The organism is Streptomyces sp. NPDC088554, assembly GCF_044752945.1.
Lineage (GTDB): Bacteria > Actinomycetota > Actinomycetes > Streptomycetales > Streptomycetaceae > Streptomyces.
Genome location: NZ_JBIVMF010000014.1, coordinates 140,751 through 160,163, shown reverse-complemented (window position 1 = coordinate 160,163; position 19,413 = coordinate 140,751). Strand labels below are relative to the sequence as shown.

Annotated in this window: 20 protein-coding genes; 12 read left to right on the top strand and 8 right to left on the bottom strand. The window is 70.7% G+C overall.

Annotated features, from left to right (window positions below):
• Nucleotides 1-25: 25 nt before the first annotated feature.
• From pyrE to ACIP8W_RS18430, 8 genes are all read left to right on the top strand, one after another.
• Nucleotides 26-565, top strand: coding sequence for an orotate phosphoribosyltransferase (gene pyrE, locus ACIP8W_RS18465; protein ID WP_401956277.1), 540 nt, complete (start codon nt 26-28; stop codon nt 563-565).
• A gap of 218 nt (nt 566-783) precedes the next feature.
• Nucleotides 784-1,815 (top strand): class II fructose-bisphosphate aldolase, encoded by a 1,032-nt coding sequence (gene fbaA, locus ACIP8W_RS18460; RefSeq protein WP_401956276.1) that lies wholly within the window; start codon nt 784-786, stop codon nt 1,813-1,815.
• A 246-nt stretch (nt 1,816-2,061) separates the two neighbouring features.
• Nucleotides 2,062-3,540: an MFS transporter gene (locus ACIP8W_RS18455; RefSeq protein WP_401956275.1), complete on the top strand. Its 1,479-nt coding sequence runs from the start codon at nt 2,062-2,064 to the stop codon at nt 3,538-3,540.
• Nucleotides 3,541-3,542: 2 nt separating this feature from the next.
• Nucleotides 3,543-3,956 (top strand): DUF3151 domain-containing protein, encoded by a 414-nt coding sequence (locus tag ACIP8W_RS18450; RefSeq protein WP_401956274.1) that lies wholly within the window; start codon nt 3,543-3,545, stop codon nt 3,954-3,956.
• Between the two features lie 124 nt (nt 3,957-4,080).
• Entirely contained in the window at nt 4,081-5,046 is a 966-nt protein-coding gene (locus ACIP8W_RS18445; protein ID WP_401956273.1) for a DUF3152 domain-containing protein, read from the top strand.
• 122 nt (nt 5,047-5,168) lie between these two features.
• Nucleotides 5,169-6,014 carry a tryptophan 2,3-dioxygenase family protein gene (locus tag ACIP8W_RS18440; RefSeq protein ID WP_401956272.1) on the top strand — a complete coding sequence of 282 codons (846 nt, stop codon included), beginning with the start codon at nt 5,169-5,171 and terminating at the stop codon, nt 6,012-6,014.
• Nucleotides 6,015-6,057: 43 nt separating this feature from the next.
• Nucleotides 6,058-7,275, top strand: a complete 1,218-nt coding sequence (gene kynU / locus ACIP8W_RS18435) for a kynureninase (RefSeq protein ID WP_402203723.1) — start codon at nt 6,058-6,060, stop codon at nt 7,273-7,275.
• A gap of 249 nt (nt 7,276-7,524) precedes the next feature.
• Nucleotides 7,525-8,409, top strand: coding sequence for an alpha/beta hydrolase (locus tag ACIP8W_RS18430; protein WP_402203682.1), 885 nt, complete (start codon nt 7,525-7,527; stop codon nt 8,407-8,409).
• Between the two features lie 74 nt (nt 8,410-8,483).
• Here ACIP8W_RS18430 and ACIP8W_RS18425 read toward each other — a convergent pair whose 3' ends face one another.
• Nucleotides 8,484-9,377 carry a diacylglycerol kinase gene (locus ACIP8W_RS18425; protein WP_401956270.1) on the bottom strand — a complete coding sequence of 298 codons (894 nt, stop codon included), beginning with the start codon at nt 9,375-9,377 and terminating at the stop codon, nt 8,484-8,486.
• A 217-nt stretch (nt 9,378-9,594) separates the two neighbouring features.
• On the opposite strand from ACIP8W_RS18425, the gene ACIP8W_RS18420 reads away from it, so the two are divergent.
• Entirely contained in the window at nt 9,595-10,878 is a 1,284-nt protein-coding gene (locus tag ACIP8W_RS18420) for an adenylosuccinate synthase (RefSeq protein ID WP_401956269.1), read from the top strand.
• 168 nt (nt 10,879-11,046) lie between these two features.
• On the opposite strand, the gene ACIP8W_RS18415 is transcribed toward ACIP8W_RS18420, so the two are convergent.
• The 3 genes from ACIP8W_RS18415 to ACIP8W_RS18405 form a co-directional block, all read right to left on the bottom strand.
• On the bottom strand, nt 11,047-11,535 hold the full coding sequence (locus ACIP8W_RS18415; protein ID WP_402148778.1) for a hypothetical protein: 489 nt from the start codon (nt 11,533-11,535) through the stop codon (nt 11,047-11,049).
• 16 nt (nt 11,536-11,551) lie between these two features.
• Nucleotides 11,552-12,163, bottom strand: coding sequence for a hypothetical protein (locus ACIP8W_RS18410; protein WP_402203679.1), 612 nt, complete (start codon nt 12,161-12,163; stop codon nt 11,552-11,554).
• Between the two features lie 102 nt (nt 12,164-12,265).
• On the bottom strand, nt 12,266-13,609 hold the full coding sequence (locus ACIP8W_RS18405) for an MDR family MFS transporter (protein WP_402203677.1): 1,344 nt from the start codon (nt 13,607-13,609) through the stop codon (nt 12,266-12,268).
• 176 nt (nt 13,610-13,785) lie between these two features.
• Between ACIP8W_RS18405 and ACIP8W_RS18400 the strand changes: the two genes are divergently transcribed.
• Nucleotides 13,786-14,547: a phosphoglyceromutase gene (locus ACIP8W_RS18400; RefSeq protein ID WP_401956265.1), complete on the top strand. Its 762-nt coding sequence runs from the start codon at nt 13,786-13,788 to the stop codon at nt 14,545-14,547.
• 129 nt (nt 14,548-14,676) lie between these two features.
• Here the strand turns inward: ACIP8W_RS18400 and ACIP8W_RS18395 are convergent, their stop codons facing one another.
• From ACIP8W_RS18395 to phoU, 4 genes are all read right to left on the bottom strand, one after another.
• Nucleotides 14,677-14,997 (bottom strand): beta/gamma crystallin domain-containing protein, encoded by a 321-nt coding sequence (locus ACIP8W_RS18395; protein ID WP_401956264.1) that lies wholly within the window; start codon nt 14,995-14,997, stop codon nt 14,677-14,679.
• Nucleotides 14,998-15,182: 185 nt separating this feature from the next.
• Entirely contained in the window at nt 15,183-15,911 is a 729-nt protein-coding gene (locus ACIP8W_RS18390; protein ID WP_402203675.1) for a cysteine hydrolase family protein, read from the bottom strand.
• A 131-nt stretch (nt 15,912-16,042) separates the two neighbouring features.
• On the bottom strand, nt 16,043-16,192 hold the full coding sequence (locus ACIP8W_RS18385) for a hypothetical protein (protein WP_401956262.1): 150 nt from the start codon (nt 16,190-16,192) through the stop codon (nt 16,043-16,045).
• 199 nt (nt 16,193-16,391) lie between these two features.
• Entirely contained in the window at nt 16,392-17,072 is a 681-nt protein-coding gene (phoU, locus tag ACIP8W_RS18380) for a phosphate signaling complex protein PhoU (RefSeq protein ID WP_401956261.1), read from the bottom strand.
• Nucleotides 17,073-17,390: 318 nt separating this feature from the next.
• Between phoU and ACIP8W_RS18375 the strand changes: the two genes are divergently transcribed.
• Both ACIP8W_RS18375 and ACIP8W_RS18370 read left to right on the top strand, forming a co-directional pair.
• Complete coding sequence (locus ACIP8W_RS18375) at nt 17,391-18,719, top strand: sensor histidine kinase (RefSeq protein ID WP_401956260.1); 1,329 nt, start codon at nt 17,391-17,393, stop codon at nt 18,717-18,719.
• The gene (locus ACIP8W_RS18370; protein ID WP_030353388.1) at nt 18,716-19,396 is read left to right on the top strand and encodes a response regulator transcription factor; all 681 of its coding nucleotides are present in this window, start codon (nt 18,716-18,718) and stop codon (nt 19,394-19,396) included. Before ACIP8W_RS18375 ends, ACIP8W_RS18370 begins: the two co-directional genes overlap by 4 nt.
• The last annotated feature ends 17 nt before the right edge of the window (nt 19,397-19,413 follow it).

The window sequence follows — 19,413 nt, the reverse complement described above, 5'->3', positions numbered from 1 at the left end:
TGACCGGCCGGTCTAAGCTCGGGGCATGACTGACGTACGGGCTGAGCTGCTCCAGCTGATCAAGGACAAGGCCGTCGTGCACGGCAAGGTGACCCTCTCCTCCGGTCTGGAGGCCGACTGGTACATCGATCTGCGCCGGATCACGCTGGACGGTCATGCCGCGCCGCTGGTCGGTCAGGTCATGCTCGACGCCACCGCCGAGCTGGACTTCGACTGTGTCGGCGGGCTGACGCTGGGCGCCGACCCGGTCGCCACCTCGATGCTGCACGCGTCGGCCGCGCGCGGACAGCGGCTCGACGCGTTCGTCGTACGCAAGGCGCAGAAGGCGCACGGCCTCCAGCGCCGGATCGAGGGTACGGACGTCAAGGGCCGCCGTTGCCTGGTGGTCGAGGACACCTCGACCACGGGGGGCTCGCCGCTGACCGCGGTGGAGGCGGTACGGGAGGCCGGCGGCGAGGTCGTCGCGGTCGCGGTCATCGTGGAGCGCGGCGCGGCGCCGGCTGTCGCGGCGGCGGGGCTTCCGTACCTGAACGTCTACGCCCTCGACGAGCTGGGCCTCGGCTGAGCTTCCCGTACCGGCTCCGACCTGCGGCTTTTCGGTGCTCTGCGGCGGCTTCCGGCTGTTTCACGTGAAACAGCCGGAAGCCGCCGCAGAGCCGGTGGCGGAGTCTGGAAAGATGGGGGCGACGATGACGTCGCCTCCTCGGGGGACGCACCCAGGCCCCCCGGGAAGCAGGTCAGGGACAAGCACCTCCACACCCGCACATCACAAGGAGCGGCCCGATGCCCATCGCAACCCCCGAGGTCTACAACGAGATGCTCGACCGGGCGAAGGCAGGCAAGTTCGCCTACCCGGCCATCAACGTCACCTCGTCCCAGACGCTGCACGCCGCGCTGCGCGGCTTCGCGGAGGCCGAGAGCGACGGCATCATCCAGATGTCCACCGGTGGAGCCGAGTTCCTGGGCGGCCAGTACAGCAAGGACATGGTGACGGGCGCGGTCGCCCTCGCCGAGTTCGCGCACATCGTCGCGGCGAAGTACGACATCACCGTCGCGCTGCACACCGACCACTGCCCCAAGGACAAGCTCGACACCTATGTCCGCCCGCTGCTCGACATCTCCGCCGAGCGGGTGAAGGCCGGTCGTAACCCGCTCTTCCAGTCCCACATGTGGGATGGCTCCGCCGAGACCCTCGCCGACAACCTGGCCATCGGCCAGGAACTGCTGGCGCAGGCCGTCGCCGCCAAGATCATCCTTGAGGTCGAGATCACCCCGACCGGCGGCGAGGAGGACGGCGTCACCCACGAGATCAACGACGAGCTGTACACGACCGTCGACGACGCGCTGCGCACCGCCGAGGCCCTCGGCCTGGGCGAGAAGGGCCGCTACCTGCTGGCCGCGTCCTTCGGTAACGTGCACGGCGTCTACAAGCCGGGCAACGTCGTCCTCCGCCCCGAGCTGCTCAAGGACCTCCAGGCCGGCGTCGGCGCGAAGTACGGCCAGGCCGCGGGCAGCCAGCCCTTCGACTTCGTCTTCCACGGCGGCTCCGGCTCCACGGCCGAGGAGATCGCCACCGCGCTGGAGAACGGCGTCGTGAAGATGAACCTCGACACCGACACCCAGTACGCCTTCACGCGCCCGGTCGCGGACCACATGCTCCGCAACTACGACGGTGTGCTGAAGGTCGACGGCGAGGTCGGCTCCAAGAAGACCTATGACCCCCGCACCTGGGGCAAGCTCGCCGAGGCCGGCATGGCCAAGCGCGTCACCGAGGCCTGCGCGGCCCTGCGCTCGACCGGTACGAAGCTGAAGTAAGCGCGTACGGAGCTTTAAGTAAACGTACGGAGCCTCAAGTAAACGTACGGAGCCTCAAGTAAACGTACGGAGCTTAAGTAAACGTACGGAGCCTCAAGTGAACGTACGGAGCTTGAAGCAGCCGTACGGGGCTGAAGCAGCCCGGATTCGCACGGTCGGCCCGGTATCCCTGTTCCAGGGGTGCCGGGCCGCGCTGTGTCCGTCCGTCCACTCGCCACCCGGCCCCGGGGCGGGGATGATCCGGGTATGGAGATCAGGCTGGCCTCGGGGCGGGGACGGTGGGTGGTTTTCACTACGGTGCTCGGGTCGAGCATGGCGCTGCTGGACTCGACCGTGGTCAATGTCGCGCTGCCCCATATCGGGGACTCCCTCGGTGCCGACCTCGCCGCTCTTCAGTGGACCGTGAACGCCTACATGCTCACGCTGGCCGGGCTGATCCTGCTCGGCGGGTCGCTCGGGGACCGGTATGGGCGGCGGCGGGTGTTTGTGGTGGGGACCGTGTGGTTCGCGCTGGGGTCGTTGCTGTGCGGGCTCGCGCCCAACGCGGCCGTGCTGATCGTCGCGCGCGCCCTGCAAGGGGTGGGCGGGGCGCTGCTGGTGCCGGGGTCGCTCGCGATCATTCAGGCGAGCTTCCATCCGGACGACCGGGCGCGGGCGGTCGGGCTGTGGTCCGGGCTCGGGGGTGTGGGCGCGGCGGTCGGGCCGTTCCTGGGCGGCTGGCTGGTCGACGGGCCGGGCTGGCGGTGGGTGTTCTGGCTCAATGTGCCGCTGGCCGCGCTCTGTGTGCCGGTCGCGCTGCGCCACGTACCGGAGACCCGGGATCCGGCGGCGCGCGGCCGGTTCGATGTGCTGGGCGCGGTGCTCGGCGCGGCGGCGCTCGGGCTGGTCACGTACGCGCTGATCGGCCGGGTGGCGTGGGCCGGGGTGGCGGGGGTGCTGGTGGCGGTCGTCTTCGTACGGGTGGAACAGCGGCGGGCCGATCCGATGCTGCCGCTGTCGATCTTCCGGTCGCGGCTGTTCACGGCGGTGAACGCGGTGACGCTGTGCGTGTACGCGGCGTTCGGCGGGTTCTTCTTCCTCGTCGCGCTCCAGCTCCAGGTCGTCGTGGGCTACTCCGCGCTCGGCGCGGGCGCCGCCCTGCTGCCCACGACCGTGCTCATGCTGCTGCTCTCCGCCCGCTCGGGCGCGCTGGCCGAGCGCATCGGAGCGCGCGTCCCGCTCACGGTGGGCCCGCTGCTGTGCGCCGGCGGGATGCTGCTGATGCTCCGGGTGGGCGAGGGCGCCGCGTACCTCCCGGATGTGCTTCCCGCGCTGGTCGTGATGGGGATGGGCATGGTCACCCTGGTCGCCCCCCTGACGGCGACCGTCCTCGGCTCCGTGGACACCGCGCGGGCGGGTCTGGCCAGCGGGATCAACAACGCCGCCGCCCGCGCGGCCGGTCTGCTCGCGGTGGCCGCGCTGCCGCTGCTGGCGGGCATGGGCCCGGAGGCGTACCGGTCGGCGGCGGAGTTCGGCGACACGTTCCGCCGCGCGATGCCGATGTGCGCCGGGGTGCTGGTGCTGGGCGCGCTGATCGCCTGGGCGACCGTACGCACACCGTCGGAACGTACGGCGCCGGAGGAGCCCGCGCACCCCGAGTGCCGGGTGAACTGCGGGCTGTCCGCGCCTCCTCTGGAGCAGGGCCGGGGCGGGGAGGCGGGGCCCGCCGGGCAAGGCAGACTGTAGCCATGGCCATCCACGAAAACCTCCTGGGGGGACCGCCCCCCACCCAGCTCCCCGACGACCCCGAGCCGCGCGAGCTGCTCGCGAACGGCACCCCGCCCGCCGAAGTCGCCGCCAAGTACCCGACATCCTCGCTGGCCTGGGCCCAGCTCGCGGACGACGCCTTCGAGAACGGCCGGGTCGTCGAGTCGTACGCGTACGCCAGGACCGGCTACCACCGCGGCCTCGACTCCCTGCGCCGCAGTGGCTGGAAGGGCCACGGCCCGGTCCCGTGGGAGCACGAGCCCAACCGCGGCTTCCTGCGCGCGCTGCACGGTCTGGCGCGCGCCGCGCAGGCGATCGGCGAGCAGGCGGAGTACGAGCGCTGCGCGACGTTCCTCCGTGACTCCTCGCCCCTGGCGGCCGACACCCTCGGGTGACGCACCCGACCGGTCACGGCTGAACCATTCGGAGGCCCCGCCCGTATGCCAGGGTGCGGGCCTTCGGCGTTCTGTTCGAGCGCGCGTGTGTCGAACCGCGTTGTCGAGCAAGGGGAGTTCCGCCGTGGGCAAGCGTTCCGCCGCTCATGGGCGCCGGGCAGGGCACCGCGTATCCGCCCGCCGGAGCCCCCTCCCGAAGCTGGTCCTGCCGGGGCTGGCCCTGATCGCCGCGGTCGGCGGCGGCTGGGCGGCCCTGGACCCCTGGTGGGACGGGGAGCGCGCCGGACAGTCCGTCGCCGCCGCCGGTACGGTCGGCGGCGTCGGAGTGCCCGTCGACACGACGACCCCGGGCGCCCCCGCCGTCTCCGTACCCCCGCAGCCCCCGGAGGCGCCCGCGGCCGTCCCGCCGCCGCTTCCCAGCCCCCCGCCGCCGCCAACGCCCAGCCCCACGCCGCCGCAGCCGCCGCAGGAGCCGCGGGAGCCGGCGCGGGAGCCGGCGCCGCCGTCCCCCTCGCCCTCCGCCGAGGTCCCCGCCTCGGGACCCGGCACCTTCACCACCGGCCGGGCCCAGGGCGAGCAGGTCGGCTCGGGAACACCGCGCCGCTACCGCGTCCAGGTCGAGGACGGCATCAACGTCTCCGCCGACCAGGCCGCCGAGGAGATCCAGGGCATCCTGGCCCACCCGCTGAGCTGGGCCGCGAACGGCCGGGGCGCCTTCCAGCTGGTCGCGGAGGGCGGTGACTTCGTCTTCCGTATCGCCACCCCGGCCACCGCCGACAAGCTCTGCCTGGCGGAGGGGCTCAACACCCGGGGCCAGTTCAACTGCGAGACCACCCAGGGCGTGGTGATCAATCTGCGACGCTGGATGGAGGGGTCCCCGACCTTCGACGGACCCGCCACGGAGTACCGGCACCTGATCATCAACCACGAGGTCGGCCATGAGATCGGCATCCGCCGGCACATGGGCTGCGCCGGTCCCGGCAGGCTCGCCCCGGTGATGATGCAGCAGATCAAGGGCCTGGACGGCTGCCGGTCCAACGCCTGGCCGTACGACACGGACGGGACGCTGATCGAGGGCCCGGTCCTCTGATCACACTGGTGTGGATGGTTCCTCAGGGACGGCTCTGTTTATGATGCCCCCAGGGGACCGGAGCTCCGTAACCAGCACGGAAAGGGGCGGACCGCTACCCGGCACATGTCGAGGAGACAGCGATGTCGCATACCCCCGATGTCCCGGAAGCCGGTTCGGAAGCCCCGAACCTCGACTTCGACGGGACCACCCCGTACGAGGACTATGTCCAGGCGGACATCCTCACCCATTTGCAGCACCTCCGCTCCGACGACCCCGGTGAGATGGTCTTCCTGGTCACCACCCAGGTCATGGAGCTCTGGTTCACCGTCATCGTCCACGAGTGGGAGACCGCGTCCAGCGCCCTGCGCGAGGACCGTGTCCCGGTCGCGATCGACGCGCTCAAGCGGTCCGTACGGGAGCTGGAGGCGCTCAACGCCTCCTGGAAGCCGCTGGGCCAGCTGACGCCCGCGCAGTTCAACGCGTACCGGGGCGCGCTCGGCGAGGGCTCCGGCTTCCAGTCCGCGATGTACCGGCGGATGGAGTTCCTGCTCGGCGAGAAGTCCGCGTCGATGCTCGTCCCGCACCGGGGCGCCCCGCGCGTCCACGCCGAGCTGGAGAAGGCGCTCCATCAGCCGAGCCTGTACGACGAGGTGCTGCGCCTTCTCGCCCGGCGCGGGCTGCCGGTGCCGCAGGAGACCCTCGACCGCGATCTCGGGCTGCGGTACGAGCCGTCGCACCCGGTGGAGGCGGTCTGGACCGGCATCTACGCCGACCCCGACCGGAACGCCGAACTGCACCGGCTGGGCGAGGCGTTGACGGACGTCGGTGAGCTGGTCTGGCGCTGGCGCAACGACCATCTGGTGGCGACCCGGCGGGCGATGGGCTCCAAGACCGGTACGGGCGGCTCCGCCGGAGTGGCCTGGCTGGAGAAGCGGGCCACGAAGAACGTGTTCCCCGAGCTGTGGACGGCGCGCAGCCATGTCTGAGCAGCCGGCGGAGGAAGAGCAGTCGATACGGAACGGGCGGCCGATGCGGGAAGAGCGGCTGACGAAGAAGGCCGCCGCGCTCGACGCCGCCGATGAACTGGCCTGCACACGCGAGCTGTTCGCCCTCGACAACGACTCCGTCTACCTCGACGGGAACTCCCTGGGCGCGCTGCCCCGCCATGTCCCCGAGCGGGTCCAGGATGTGATCGCCCGTCAGTGGGGTGAACTGCGCATCCGCTCCTGGACCGAGGGGAGTTGGTGGACCGCGCCCGAGCGGATCGGCGACCGGATCGCCCCGATCGTCGGCGCCGCGCCGGGCCGGATCGTGGTCGGCGACTCCACCAGTGTCAACGTCTTCAAGGCCGTGGTGGCGGCCATGCGGCTCGCGGCCCCCGGCCGGGACGAGATCCTGGTCGACGCCACGACCTTCCCCACGGACGGGTACATCGCGGCCTCCGCCGCCCGGCTGACCGGCGGACGGATCGTCTCCGTCGCCCCCGGCGAGGTCCTGGGCGCGCTCGGCCCGCGTACCGCCGTCGTCCTCCTCAACCACGTCGACTTCCGCACCGGACGCCTCCACGACCTCCCCGGGCTCACCGCCGCCGGCCACGCGGCCGGGGCGCTCGCGGTCTGGGACCTGTGCCACAGCGCGGGCGCGCTGCCGGTCGGGCTGGACGCGCACGGGGTGGACCTGGCCGTGGGGTGCACGTACAAGTACCTGAACGGCGGGCCCGGTTCGCCCGCCTTCCTCTATGTCGCCGAGCGCCATCAGGCCGGCTTCGACTCCCCGCTGCCCGGCTGGAACTCGCACACCGATCCCTTCGCGATGGACCGGGACTTCGCGGCGGCGGACGGTGCGGTACGCGGCCGGGTCGGTACGCCCGACATCCTCTCCATGCTCGCGCTGGAGGCCGCGCTCGATGTGTGGGAAGGGGTACGGATGGAGGCGGTCAGGGCCAAGAGCCTCGCCCTCACCGACTTCTTTCTGGAGTGTGTGGAGGCGTACGCGCCCGAGGGGCGTGTGGTGTCCCTGACCCCCGCCGCACACGGCGAGCGCGGCAGCCAGATCGCCCTGCGCTGCGCCGAGGCGCCCGCCGTGATGGACGCGCTGATCGCCCGGGGCATCGTCGGTGACCTGCGCAGACCGGATGTGCTGCGGTTCGGGTTCACACCGCTGTACACCAGGTTCGGGGAGGCCGAACGGGCGGCGCGGGTGCTCGGCGAGGTGCTGACGGAGGTCCCGGCCGCCGCCCGGCCGTAGGGGCGCCCGGTGGTGTCCGGCGGCATCCGGCGCGGTGTCGGACAGGGCGCCCGGCGGTGGCGTCCTGTCCCGGTATCCACCCAGGTATCCGTGAGGCGCGTGTGACGGGGGTTTCTGGAGGTACGGGGGCCGGTGGGCCCGCGAGGCGACGGCGCTCGCGGCCCGACGGTGTGATCGACCCCCGCCGGGGCTGATAGCGTCCCCGCTGATCAGGTCAATTCGGCCCCCGCACCGAAAGGTTGGAGCAAGATGCCGGACCCCGCCGCGGACGACGCCGTTGCTCGTGACGCCGCAGAGACCGAATCGGTCTTCGCCCATCCGGTCGTCCGGCCCGATGCGACCGCCGCGTACGGCGAACACCCTGATCAGGTGATCGATTTCTATGCCCCCCGGGGCAACCAGGAGAGCGTCCCGCTGGTGGTCGCCCTGCACGGCGGAGCGTGGCGGGCGCCGTACGACCGGGAACACCTGACCCCGTTCGCGGATTTCCTGGCCCGCCGCGGTTTCGCCGTGGCCAACGTCGAGTACCGGCGCGGCCCCGCGATCCCGCAGCAGGGCGGTGGGTCCCCGGTGGCGGGACGCTGGCCCGAGACGTTCGACGACATCGCCGCCGCGATGGATGCCCTGCCCGCGCTGGTCACCGCCGCGCTGCCGCAGGCCGACCCCCGGCGGACGGTGGTGACCGGGCACTCCGCGGGCGGCCATCTCGCCCTCTGGGCGGCGGCCCGCCATGTGCTGCCGCTGGGCTCGCCCTGGCGGCTGGACCGGCCGCCGCCGCTGCGCGGGGTGGTGGCGCTGGCGCCGATCGCGGATCTCGTACAGGCGGTGGCGCTCGATGTGTGCGGCGGCGCCGTTCGTCAACTCCTCGGCGGTGAGGGCGAGTTCACGCGGCGCCGAGAGCACGCGGACCCGGCGGTCCTGCTGCCGACCGGTATCGCGACGGCCATCGTCCAGGGCCGTACGGACCTCACCGTGCCCCAGGAGGTCGCCGAGTCGTTCGTGGACGCGGCGGGCCGCGCGGGCGAGATGGTCGGGCTGACCCTGCTGGAGGACGTCGGCCACTTCCCGCTGATCGACCCGGCGGCGGACGCGTGCGCGGTGGTGGCGGAGGAGATCGCCCAACTGGCCTGGTGAGGAAGGCCGGTCGCCCGCGCCCCGCACACGGCGGCGGTCCGGGGCCGAGCCGGACCACCCGGCGCGCGCAGTCCCTACCCGTCCCCCGCCCCGCCCCCCACCGGCAGCATCAGCCCCCACGCCCCCGGCCGCAGCGTCCAGGTCCGGGTCCGCACCGGCCCGGCGATCCTGGCGTCCGCGCGATAGCGGAAGTCCGCTCCGGAGACCGTCACCGACAGCGCGCTGGCCCTGACCGGCTCGGCCGGGGCGTGTCTGCGGACGACGACCTCGGCGCGGCCACCCCGGGACCGTACCGTCACACCCTCGACCGGCTCGTCCGGATCGCTCAGCAGCACGCCGTCCGCCTCCACCCGCAGCCGGTACGTATGCGCGGCGATGGCCGGCGGGACGGGCCGCACCAGGGTGCGTACCAGCGAGCGGCAGGTGTGCCAGACCTGCGCGGCGGCCGGACGCGCGGCGGCCGGGGCGCCCTCCGGGTCCGTGTCCGTATCCGTGTCGGAACCGGCCGAGCCCCTCGCGGGCAGCGCGGGGATCCGGAGGTCGCCGAGGACCAGCCCGTCGCTGTCGTCCACCAGCAGGTCCAGCCGTCGCACCGCACCGTCCAGCACCGCCCGCGCCGCCGCGACCGCGCCCGTGGGCACGCCCAGCGAACGGGCCAGCTCGACGGAGGCGCCGATCGGCACGAGGGAGAGCGAGCCGGAGGCCAGCTCCCGTTCGCGGTGGAGCAGGGAGACCATACGGAGCAGCGCCCGGTCGTCGCCGACCAGCACCGGCCGCCGGTTTCCCCGCCGGGCCAGCGCCCGCGCCAGCTCCTCGGGGCCCTCGGGGAAGCAGAGTTTCACCGCCGCGCCCCCGCTCAGTACGTCCTTCGCGATCCGTACGGATTCGCCGTCGGTCCGGCCCGCGACCGGGTCGATGACCACCAGAAGCTGCTGCGTGCCGTTTTCGGCGGGCTCCGGAGCCGACACCTCGGTCCTTCCTCGGGTAGCATCTTTGTGCAAGAGCCCCTTGCGCTATTGCGCCAGGGGCTTCGTCTATTCCGGGGCATCCGGTTCGACGGTCGGGTCTGCGTCGTACAACGTTGTGCGATGTCGTACGTCTGGACGCGGCGTGTAAACGCCGTACGGAAGGCGTTTGCGCGCCCCCTGACCTTGGACATGCCCCGCCCGGAAGGGGTGTACGCCTGTGCCCGCACTTGTGCTGCTCGGTGCTCAGTGGGGTGACGAAGGCAAGGGAAAGGCCACCGACCTGCTCGGTGGCTCCGTGGACTATGTCGTGCGCTATCAGGGTGGCAACAACGCCGGCCATACGGTCGTCGTCGGCGACCAGAAGTACGCACTGCATCTCCTCCCTTCCGGAATCCTCTCCCCGGGGTGTACCCCGGTGATCGGTAACGGAGTGGTTGTCGACCCGGCGGTCCTGTTCTCCGAGCTGAACGGACTCGACGAGCGTGGTGTCGACACGTCCAAGCTCCTGGTCAGCGGTAACGCGCACCTGATCACTCCGTACAACGTCACCGTCGACAAGGTGACGGAACGGTTCCTCGGCAAGCGGAAGATCGGTACGACGGGCCGGGGCATCGGCCCGACCTACGCCGACAAGATCAACCGCACCGGTATCCGCGTTCAGGACCTCTACGACGAGTCGATCCTCATCCAGAAGGTCGACGCGGCGCTGGAGTCCAAGAACCAGCTGCTGGCCAAGGTCTTCAACCGGCGGGCCATAGAGTCCGAGAAGATCGTCGAAGAGCTGCTGACGTTCGCGGACCGGCTGAAGCCGTACGTCGCGGACACGACGCTCATCCTGAACAACGCGATCGACGAGGGCAAGGTCGTCCTCTTCGAAGGCGGCCAGGGCACGCTCCTCGACGTCGACCACGGCACGTATCCCTTCGTCACCTCGTCCAACCCGACCGCGGGCGGCGCCTGCACCGGCTCGGGCGTCGGGCCGACGAAGATCACCCGCGTGATCGGCATCCTCAAGGCCTATACGACGCGCGTCGGCGCCGGTCCGTTCCCGACCGAGCTGTTCGACGCGGACGGCGAGGCCCTGCGCCGCATCGGCGGCGAGCGAGGCGTCACGACGGGCCGCGACCGCCGCTGCGGCTGGTTCGACGCGGTGATCGCGCGGTACGCGACCCGGGTCAACGGCCTGACGGACTTCTTCCTCACCAAGCTCGACGTCCTCACCGGCTGGGAGCGGATCCCGGTGTGTGTGGCGTACGAGATCGACGGCCGCCGGGTCGAGGAACTCCCGTACAGCCAGACCGACTTCCACCACGCCAAGCCGGTGTACGAGTACCTGCCGGGCTGGTCGGAGGACATCACCAAGGCGAAGACCTTCGCCGACCTGCCGAAGAACGCGCAGGCGTATGTGAAGGCGCTGGAGGAGATGTCGGGCGCGCCGATCTCGGCGATCGGCGTGGGTCCTGGCCGCACGGAGACGATCGAGATCAACTCGTTCCTCTGACGCACGACTGCCTGTGACGTACGACGGTCTGTGACGCACGACTGCCTGTGACGTACGACGGTCCCTGACACACGACGGTCTGTGACGTACGACTGCCTCTGACGTACGACGGAGGGGGAGCGGAGAAAGATCCGCTCCCCCTCCGTGCTGTCCCAGGTACGCCCGCCGTCAGGGGTTCTCGCCCATCACATCCACCTGATGCGCGACGGCCCACTGCCAGTGCTCGGAGACGCCGCGCGCGGTGTCGCTCGTCGTGACGGACGGCTGTACGTCGGCGAGCACGGCGTGCCCGTCGTCCGGGTTGCCCCAGGCGGCGGTGGTGAAGACGTACGAGGTCCCGGACGCGAGGGCGGGGCTGCCGGTGGACAGGGTGACGGTGACCGTTCCCCGGAGGTGGCCCTTGAACGTACGGTCGACTTCCACCTCGTACAGCTCGGAGGGGATCCCGGCGACGGTACGCCGACCGGAGTGGCGTACGACCTCGCCGTGGAAGACGTCGTCGGCGGTGCCCGCGACCTCGCGGGGGTCCTCGGGGTCGTACAGCGTGAAGGCGTGGGTGGGCCCGGCCGGGGTGGACAGCGTGGAGTACGCGAACCAGCCGGAGGCGAGGAGCACGACGGCCCCGGCGAGCCCGACGAGGAGCGGTGTCTTCTTCATGATTCTCATCGGTTCATCAACCCCACAGATCGTGATAATTGGCGCGGTCGCGGCTGGTGGGTCTGCCGTCCGAGGGCCCGTCGTAGGCGTTGGGCGCCATGAGCGTCGGATACCAGTCGGGTGATTTGTGGCAGAAGCCCAGGGCGTGGCCCAGCTCGTGCGCGGCGACCTGGCGGCGCTGGGCGGTGCTGCCGTACTTCTTGCCCGCCCCGAGATAGGCGGAGTTCATCCGGATCCGGTCGGTCCCGGGGAGCGCGGTCCAGGCCGCGCCGACGTTCTTCCACTGGCCGGTGGTCTCGTTGATGTCGGACCATTCGAGGTCGGCGATGCGGAAGGAGTCGTCCCGGGGGAACGAGATCCGGTTCAGCCCGTTGGCCGTCCAGACGGCGGTGGCGTGGATACGGGCGTCGTCGTACCGCGTCTCGTCCTCCCACGCGATCTCGGTCCCGTCGACGGAGGAACGGCCCCGGGAGTCCTTCTGCCCTTCCAGACAGGTGGCCGCGGTGGCGGCGACCGTCGCTCCGTAGGAGGACGAACCGCTGGTCAGCGCCGTACTCAGGGCAAGAATCCCGGCGACGGCGGAAGCCCATAAGGGCCGGTACTTCCCGGGATCCGAGTCTGTGGCCATCCGCACCTCCGGGTCGCTGGGGGACACGTCTCCGCGATCCTCGCGGGGCGGGTGCGGGGACCGTGGGGCAAGCCGGACGGTTCACCCTTCGGTGCGAAGGGATCACCCCGGCGGGTGAACTCCGCTCGGCGTGGCGCGAGAGGTACGGGAGGTACGTGCGTCGTCGTCGTCGCGGGCGGGCTCCGGCGCCGCAACCTCCGCCCGCCCCTCTGCCTGCTCCTCCGGGAGGCCACGCAGGAGCAGCCAGTAGCCGCATCCCGCGACCGCGCCGAGGGCGGCGCAGGCGCCCCAGAGCCAGTCGGCGCCGAAGTGGTCGATGACGAAGCCGGACATCAGGGGCGCGATGAGGGCGGCGGCGGCCCAGGACATCGTGTACATGCCCTGGTAGCGGCCCCGGCCGTGGGTGGGGGAGAGACGTACGACGATGCCGGTCTGGGTCGGGGCGTTGATGATCTCGGCGAGGGTCCAGACGCAGACGGTGAGGGCGTAGACGGCGATGGACCCGGCGAAGACGGTCAGGCCGAAGCCGTATCCGGCGAGGACGGACGAGACGATGAGCAGCCGCCGGGGGTCGCGGTCGCGGATGAAGGCGGTGACGGGGATCTGGAGGACGACGATCAGGACGCCGTTGACGGCGATGGCCAGGCCGAAGTCGACGCTGGAGAACCCGTCGGCGCCCATGGCGACGGGGAGCCCTACGTACGCCTGCTGGAAGATCAGCGCGACGACGAAGGACAGGCCGACGACGCTCATGAAACGGCCGTCGCGCAGGACGGCGCCCATGCCGATGCCGGGCGGCTCCACCGGGGCGCCCTTCGCGGTGGCCCGCTCGGGGCGGGCCGGGCGGGACTCCGGGAGCTTGAGGAAGACGAGGATCGCGCAGATCAGCGTCATGGCGGCTTCGCCGAGGAAGCCCGCGAGGTAGCTGTACCGGGCGATGAAACCGGCGGCGGCCGAGGAGACGGCGAAGCCCAGGTTGATCGCCCAGTAGTTGAGGGAGAAGGCCCGTACCCGGTCCTCGGGCTCGACGATGTCGGCCATCATCGCCTGGACGGCGGGCCGGGAGGCGTTGGAGGCCATCCCGACGAGGAACGCGACGCCCGCGATGGCGACCGGGTCCCGTACGAAGCCGAGCAGCGCGATCGAGGCGGCGGTGGCGAGCTGGGAGATCAGCAGGGTGGGACGGCGGCCGAGGCGGTCGGTCATGACGCCGGAACCGAGGGCGGAGATGGCACCGCCGAGACCGTGGAGGGAGGCGACGAGACCGGCGTACGAGGCGGAGTACCCCTGGTCGACGGTGAGATAGAGCGCCAGGAAAGTGGCGACGAACCCGCCCAGCCGATTGACCAGAGTGCTGGCCCAGAGCCACCAGAAGGCCCGGGGCAGGCCGGAGACGGTGTCCCGTACGGCGCGCTTCAATCCGGCTGGTCCGGCTGGTCCGGGCATCGCGGTGTCCCCCTGGGTGTGGCTCGGGCAAGCGGCCGAGCGGCCGTTCGCAACGTACGCAGGAGGGCTCGGGGGCCGCCAGTGAATTGACGGGAGCGGGTCAACCGAGGCGCCGGGCGCACCACCGGCCTCGGTCGCCAGGGGCGGTCCCGATCGCCTCGGCTAGGCTCGGACGTATGGCCGACGCACCGTACAAGCTGATCCTCCTCCGCCACGGCGAGAGCGAATGGAACGCGAAGAACCTGTTCACCGGATGGGTGGACGTCAACCTGACCGACAAGGGCGAGAAGGAGGCGGTCCGCGGCGGTGAGCTCCTCAAGGACGCCGGCCTGCTGCCCGACGTACTCCACACGTCCCTCCAGAAGCGCGCCATCCGCACCGCGCAGCTCGCGCTGGAGTCCGCCGACCGCCACTGGATCCCGGTCGAGCGCTCCTGGCGCCTGAACGAGCGCCACTACGGCGCGCTCCAGGGCAAGGACAAGGCGCAGACCCTGGCCGAGTTCGGCGAGGAGCAGTTCATGCTCTGGCGCCGCTCGTACGACACGCCGCCGCCCGCGCTGGAGGACGGCACCGAGTTCTCGCAGAGCGACGACCCGCGCTACGCCTCGATCCCGAGCGAGCTGCGCCCGAGGACCGAGTGCCTCAAGGACGTCGTCGACCGGATGCTGCCGTACTGGTACGACGCGATCGTCCCGGACCTGCTCTCCGGCCGCACGGTCCTGATCGCCGCCCACGGCAACAGCCTCCGCGCGCTGGTCAAGCACCTCGACGGAGTCTCCGACGCCGACATCGCGGGCCTCAACATCCCCACCGGCATCCCGCTCGTCTACGAACTCGACGCCGACTTCCACCCCCTCACCCCGGGCGGCACCTACCTCGACGCGGACGCCGCGGCGGCGGCGATCGAGGCAGTGAAGAACCAGGGCAAGAAGAAGTAACGCGGAACGATCAAAGCCCCCCACCCGCGAGTTTTGCCGCGGGTGGGGGGCTTTTTGGTGCCCTCGGGCCATCTCGGGAATGGAAAGCCAACCGGAATGGCCATTCCCGAAATCCGGCCCTTCAGTCCGTCACAGGATTTCGATGTCCTTCACCTTCGGCGGGCGGTTCGGATACGAGATGTCCGTCCATCGCGCGATCCTTACCGAATCGCCGTTGGCGTCGTAGTAAATCAGGTCGTTGTTCCCCGTGGAGATCCTGTCGACCCACCAGTTGCCGAAGGAGGTCCTCCCCTTGTTCGCGTAGCAGTCCACACTCTGCCTGCCGCCGCTGTGCGACCAGATCTTCAGGTAGCTTGCTCCACCCCTGCATTCGACATGGTCGATGGCGAAGGCGTTGCCCGTCGGCATGGACACGGTGAACGCGGTGGTCGCGGCGATTGCCACAGCCATGGAACGCGCTGCTCTCTTTACCTTTGAGGTCACGAATCCTCCTTGCTCGGGATGCCGCACAGAAGGCCGCATACCTCGAAAGTGGCGTCCCGCTCGACAGCGAACTCCAAATGGCCCCGGCGGCGCGAATATCACGTCGTCTCGCGCTTGCTCAACAGATGATGTCGGATATTCGTGGTGCGCGGCTATCGTCCTTTCGCACCACGGCCAGAATTCATCAGGAAATGTCCGAATCGACCCAATGGGTGATGATAATATTTCCGCGACCGGAAATTGCGTGGCCCCGCGTGAATTCTCTCAGGCCCCCGGCCCACGAGCTGTCGGGCGGGGGGTCCGAACACGACGCCGGTGGCGTGGGCCGGGATCTCCGCCCCGTCGCCGAGCGCCCATTCGGCGACCCGTGACGCCATAGCGGCCGGGACCGTGTCGCTGATGCCTTCCGCCGCCGGGATGTCGTACGTCGCGTGCGCGTCGTGGGGAAGGGTGACGCGGTAGCCCAGGGCCAGGGCTCTGCGGGCGGTTGCCAGGACGCACATCTCGGACATGACGCCGCAGACGGCGAGCGCCCGTACCCCCGCGTCGGTCAGCAGGGGGCCGAGCGGCGTGCCCTCGAAGCCGTCGTCCTCGGTCTTGCGGATCACGACCTCGCGGGGGCCGGGCTCGACGGGCAGGTGGAGTTCCCAGCCGGGGGTGTGCGGCTCGTCGGCCTCTCCGGGCGGGCCGTCGTTCTGGAGGTGTACGACGAGCGCCCCGCTCCGGCGCGCCCGGGTGAGCAGGTCCGCTGTCCGGTCCAGCAGCCGGGCGGCCCCGGGCACCGCGCCCCCGCCGGAGACGAAGGCCGTCTGGACGTCCACGACGAGCAGGGCTTCCACGGCTTCCGGCCGCCGACCGTACGCACTCATGGGCGTACACATTATCAACGTACGAGGTGAGCGACCCGGCCCGCCGGGGAACGTCCGGAGTGAACGTTTCGGCGGGCCGGCGCACTCGTACTTCGCATACGCATACGGCGGGAACAGCGGGCCGGCTGACGGCCGCCGGCCGGTCAGCCGCAGCCGCCGCCGCACTGGCACGAGCCGCCGCTCTGGCAGCCGCAGCCGCAGCCGGAACCGCAGCCGCAGGCGCCGAGGACGGGCAGGTGTATCGCCGCGACGGGGGTTTCCCGGCGGGGGTCGGTGATGGGGGAATCGGCCATGGGATCCTCCTCGAAGGCGCGCGAGGCACGCGCGGAATGTCGCCTGTGCCCATTGCATGCCCAGGAGGGCGGGCGCATCAACGGCGCATGCGCGCAAGTACCACCGTGCGCCGCGTTACGCCACCGGCGCGCGAGGCGTTCGCGGCGCCGTCGGCGCTCCCCGGCGCGTACCGGCGGGCCCGTGGCCGATCCGTACCGCTTACGCGCCCTCGACCGGTGTTTCCGCCTGCTGTATCTCGTCCGCGTGCTCGCCCGTGACCAGGTAGACGACGCGCTTCGCGACCGACACCGCGTGGTCCGCGAACCGCTCGTAGTAGCGGCCCAGCAGCGTCACGTCCACCGCCGTCTCGATGCCGTGCTTCCAGCGGTCGTCCATCAGGTGCTGGAAGAGCGTGCGGTGCAGCAGGTCCATCGCGTCGTCGTCCTGCTCCAGCTGGAGCGCCAGCTCGACGTCCTTGGTGATGATCACCTCGGCCGCCTTCGCCATCAGACGCTGCGCGAGCTGGCCCATCTCCAGCAGCGTCGTGTGCAGGTCGTGCGGCACGGGCGACTGCGGGAAACGGAGCCTGACCTGCTTGGCGACATGCTGGGCCAGGTCGCCCGCGCGCTCCAGGTCGGCGCTCATCCGCAGGGACGTGACCACGATCCGCAGATCCGTCGCGACCGGCTGCTGCCGCGCCAGCAGGGCGATGGCCCTGGCCTCAAGGTCGTGCTGGAGGTCGTCGACCTTCTGGTCGCCCGCGATGACGCTCTCGGCGAGCTTCAGGTCGGCGTCGAGCATCGCGGTGGTGGCACGGCCGATGGCGGAACCGACCAGCCGCGCCATCTCGACCAGGTCCTCGCCTATCGAGTCCAGTTCCTCGTGGTACGCGTCCCGCATGGGGTTTGTCCCTCTCTTGTACGTATGTTTTCTGCCGGAATACCAGGCAGAAAACGGCGAAAATTCCGGGTCGGATCAGGGTCGGATCAGGGTCGGATCAGGGAAAACCGGAGGAAGATCCGGGGAAGATCCGGGCCCGGACATCCCTCGCGCGGAGGCCCCGGACCCCCACGCTTCCACGCTCGGCCGGTTACAAGTCCGCCGCGTCCCTCCCAAGTGAACCGCCACTATCCCCTCGGTGAACTCTGGGCGACGAGTGTTCGAGGAGACACCCTGATGGCTGGGAGAGTGTCGGTGGGCGCGCATAACCTGGAACACATGGACGTGAACGCGGCAGTCGCCGCATTGGCAGCGATCGCCGGGGTGTGTACCGGCGTGATCGCCATGCTGGCGTTTCGCTGGAGCGAACGCGATCAGGCAAGGCCCACTCGTACCTCACTGCACACGGATGCCGTACTGCCCCCGGGCGTCGACACCGTGCTGTCGGTGCTCCGCTCCTCCGCGGTCGTCCTCGACGAGAGCGATTCGGTGGTCAAGGCCAGCTCGGCGGCGTACGCGCTGGGGCTGGTCAGGGGCGGCAAGCTCGCCGTCGAGGCGATGCTCCACATGGCCCGCGACACCCGCAGGGACGGCGAAATACGCCAGGTGGAGCTGGACCTGCCCCGGCGTGGTACGGGCAGGGGCGAGGCCCTCGCCGTCTCCGCGCGCGTCGCTCCGCTCGGCTCCCGCCTGGTCCTCCTGTTGGTCGAGGACCTCACCGAGGCCCGCCGCATAGAGGCGGTGCGGCGCGATTTCGTGGCGAATGTCAGCCATGAGCTGAAGACCCCCACCGGCGCGCTCTCCCTGCTCTCCGAAGCGGTCATGGACGCGTCGGACGACCCCGAGGCGGTCACCCGGTTCGCCGGCCGGATGCAGATCGAGGCGACCCGGCTCACCAACCTCGTACAGGAGCTGATCGACCTCTCCCGGGTGCAGAACGACGACCCGCTGGAGGACTCCGAGTCCGTACGGGTGGACGAGCTCGTCGCCGAGGCCATCGACCGGTCCCGGCAGCCCGCGTCCACCAAACAGATCACCATGGCCTCCGGCGGCGCGCCCGGCCTGCGCGTCTGGGGCAACAGGGGCCAGCTGGCCGCCGCCCTCGGCAACCTCGTGGAGAACGCGGTCAACTACTCACCCGCCCGGACGCGCGTCGGTATCGCCGTCCACCGTGTCTCCGCGACCGGCGGGGACCTGATCGAGATAGCCGTGACAGATCAGGGCATAGGTATCTCCGAGAAGGACCGCGAGCGGGTCTTCGAGCGCTTCTACCGCGTCGACCCGGCCCGCTCCCGGGCCACCGGTGGTACGGGGCTCGGCCTGGCCATCGTCAAACACGTGGCCGCCTCGCACGGCGGGGAGGTCACCGTGTGGAGTTCCGAGGGCCAGGGCTCCACCTTCACCCTGCGGCTGCCCGAGGCGGCGCCGGTACGGGACCGCACACCGCCCCCGGAGGAGGACACCGGGGAGCACGCCGTACCTCTTTCCGCCGATGAACGCCGCACATCCACCGGCCAGGACGAAGACGACCACGGCCACAACCCGCCCGACCCCAGCCTTCGGCTGGCTCCCCCGACCGTGATCCCTGCCCCGGAGGTCCTTCCGTGACCCGAGTGCTCGTCGTCGAGGATGAGGAATCATTCAGCGACGCTCTTTCCTACATGCTCCGCAAGGAGGGCTTCGAGGTCGCCATCGCGACCACCGGACCCGCGGGGCTCGACGAGTTCGAACGCAATGGCGCCGACCTCGTCCTCCTCGACCTGATGCTGCCCGGTCTGCCCGGCACCGAGGTGTGCCGGCAACTGCGCGGCAAGTCCAATGTCCCGGTGATCATGGTCACCGCCAAGGACAGCGAGATCGACAAGGTCGTCGGCCTCGAGATAGGGGCCGACGACTATGTGACCAAGCCCTTCTCCTCGCGGGAGCTGGTGGCGCGTATCCGCGCGGTCCTGCGCCGTCGCGGCGAGCCGGAGGAGGTCACCCCGGCGGCGCTGGAGGCAGGTCCGGTACGGATGGACGTGGACCGCCATGTCGTCACGGTCTCCGGCGGCAAGGTCGACCTCCCGCTCAAGGAGTTCGACCTGCTGGAGATGCTCCTGCGCAACGCGGGCCGCGTCCTGACCCGGATGCAGCTCATCGACCGCGTCTGGGGCGCCGACTACGTGGGCGACACCAAGACCCTCGACGTCCACGTCAAGCGCCTCCGCGCCAAGATCGAACCCGACCCGGGCGCGCCGAGGTACCTGGTGACGGTCCGAGGTCTGGGCTACAAGTTCGAGCCGTAAACCGGCCCGAACCCCTA

Coding starts and splice junctions, on each gene's coding strand:
- phoU (WP_401956261.1), bottom strand. CDS start 17,072: ATGCGGGACGCGTACCACGAGGAACTGGACTCGATAGGCGAGGACCTG.
- ACIP8W_RS18385 (WP_401956262.1), bottom strand. CDS start 16,192: ATGGCCGATTCCCCCATCACCGACCCCCGCCGGGAAACCCCCGTCGCG.
- ACIP8W_RS18405 (WP_402203677.1), bottom strand. CDS start 13,609: ATGCCCGGACCAGCCGGACCAGCCGGATTGAAGCGCGCCGTACGGGAC.
- ACIP8W_RS18410 (WP_402203679.1), bottom strand. CDS start 12,163: ATGGCCACAGACTCGGATCCCGGGAAGTACCGGCCCTTATGGGCTTCC.
- ACIP8W_RS18440 (WP_401956272.1), top strand. CDS start 5,169: ATGTCGCATACCCCCGATGTCCCGGAAGCCGGTTCGGAAGCCCCGAAC.
- pyrE (WP_401956277.1), top strand. CDS start 26: ATGACTGACGTACGGGCTGAGCTGCTCCAGCTGATCAAGGACAAGGCC.
- fbaA (WP_401956276.1), top strand. CDS start 784: ATGCCCATCGCAACCCCCGAGGTCTACAACGAGATGCTCGACCGGGCG.
- ACIP8W_RS18415 (WP_402148778.1), bottom strand. CDS start 11,535: ATGAAGAAGACACCGCTCCTCGTCGGGCTCGCCGGGGCCGTCGTGCTC.
- ACIP8W_RS18390 (WP_402203675.1), bottom strand. CDS start 15,911: ATGTGTACGCCCATGAGTGCGTACGGTCGGCGGCCGGAAGCCGTGGAA.
- ACIP8W_RS18375 (WP_401956260.1), top strand. CDS start 17,391: ATGGACGTGAACGCGGCAGTCGCCGCATTGGCAGCGATCGCCGGGGTG.
- ACIP8W_RS18395 (WP_401956264.1), bottom strand. CDS start 14,997: ATGGCTGTGGCAATCGCCGCGACCACCGCGTTCACCGTGTCCATGCCG.
- ACIP8W_RS18450 (WP_401956274.1), top strand. CDS start 3,543: ATGGCCATCCACGAAAACCTCCTGGGGGGACCGCCCCCCACCCAGCTC.
- ACIP8W_RS18400 (WP_401956265.1), top strand. CDS start 13,786: ATGGCCGACGCACCGTACAAGCTGATCCTCCTCCGCCACGGCGAGAGC.
- kynU (WP_402203723.1), top strand. CDS start 6,058: ATGCGGGAAGAGCGGCTGACGAAGAAGGCCGCCGCGCTCGACGCCGCC.
- ACIP8W_RS18455 (WP_401956275.1), top strand. CDS start 2,062: ATGGAGATCAGGCTGGCCTCGGGGCGGGGACGGTGGGTGGTTTTCACT.
- ACIP8W_RS18430 (WP_402203682.1), top strand. CDS start 7,525: ATGCCGGACCCCGCCGCGGACGACGCCGTTGCTCGTGACGCCGCAGAG.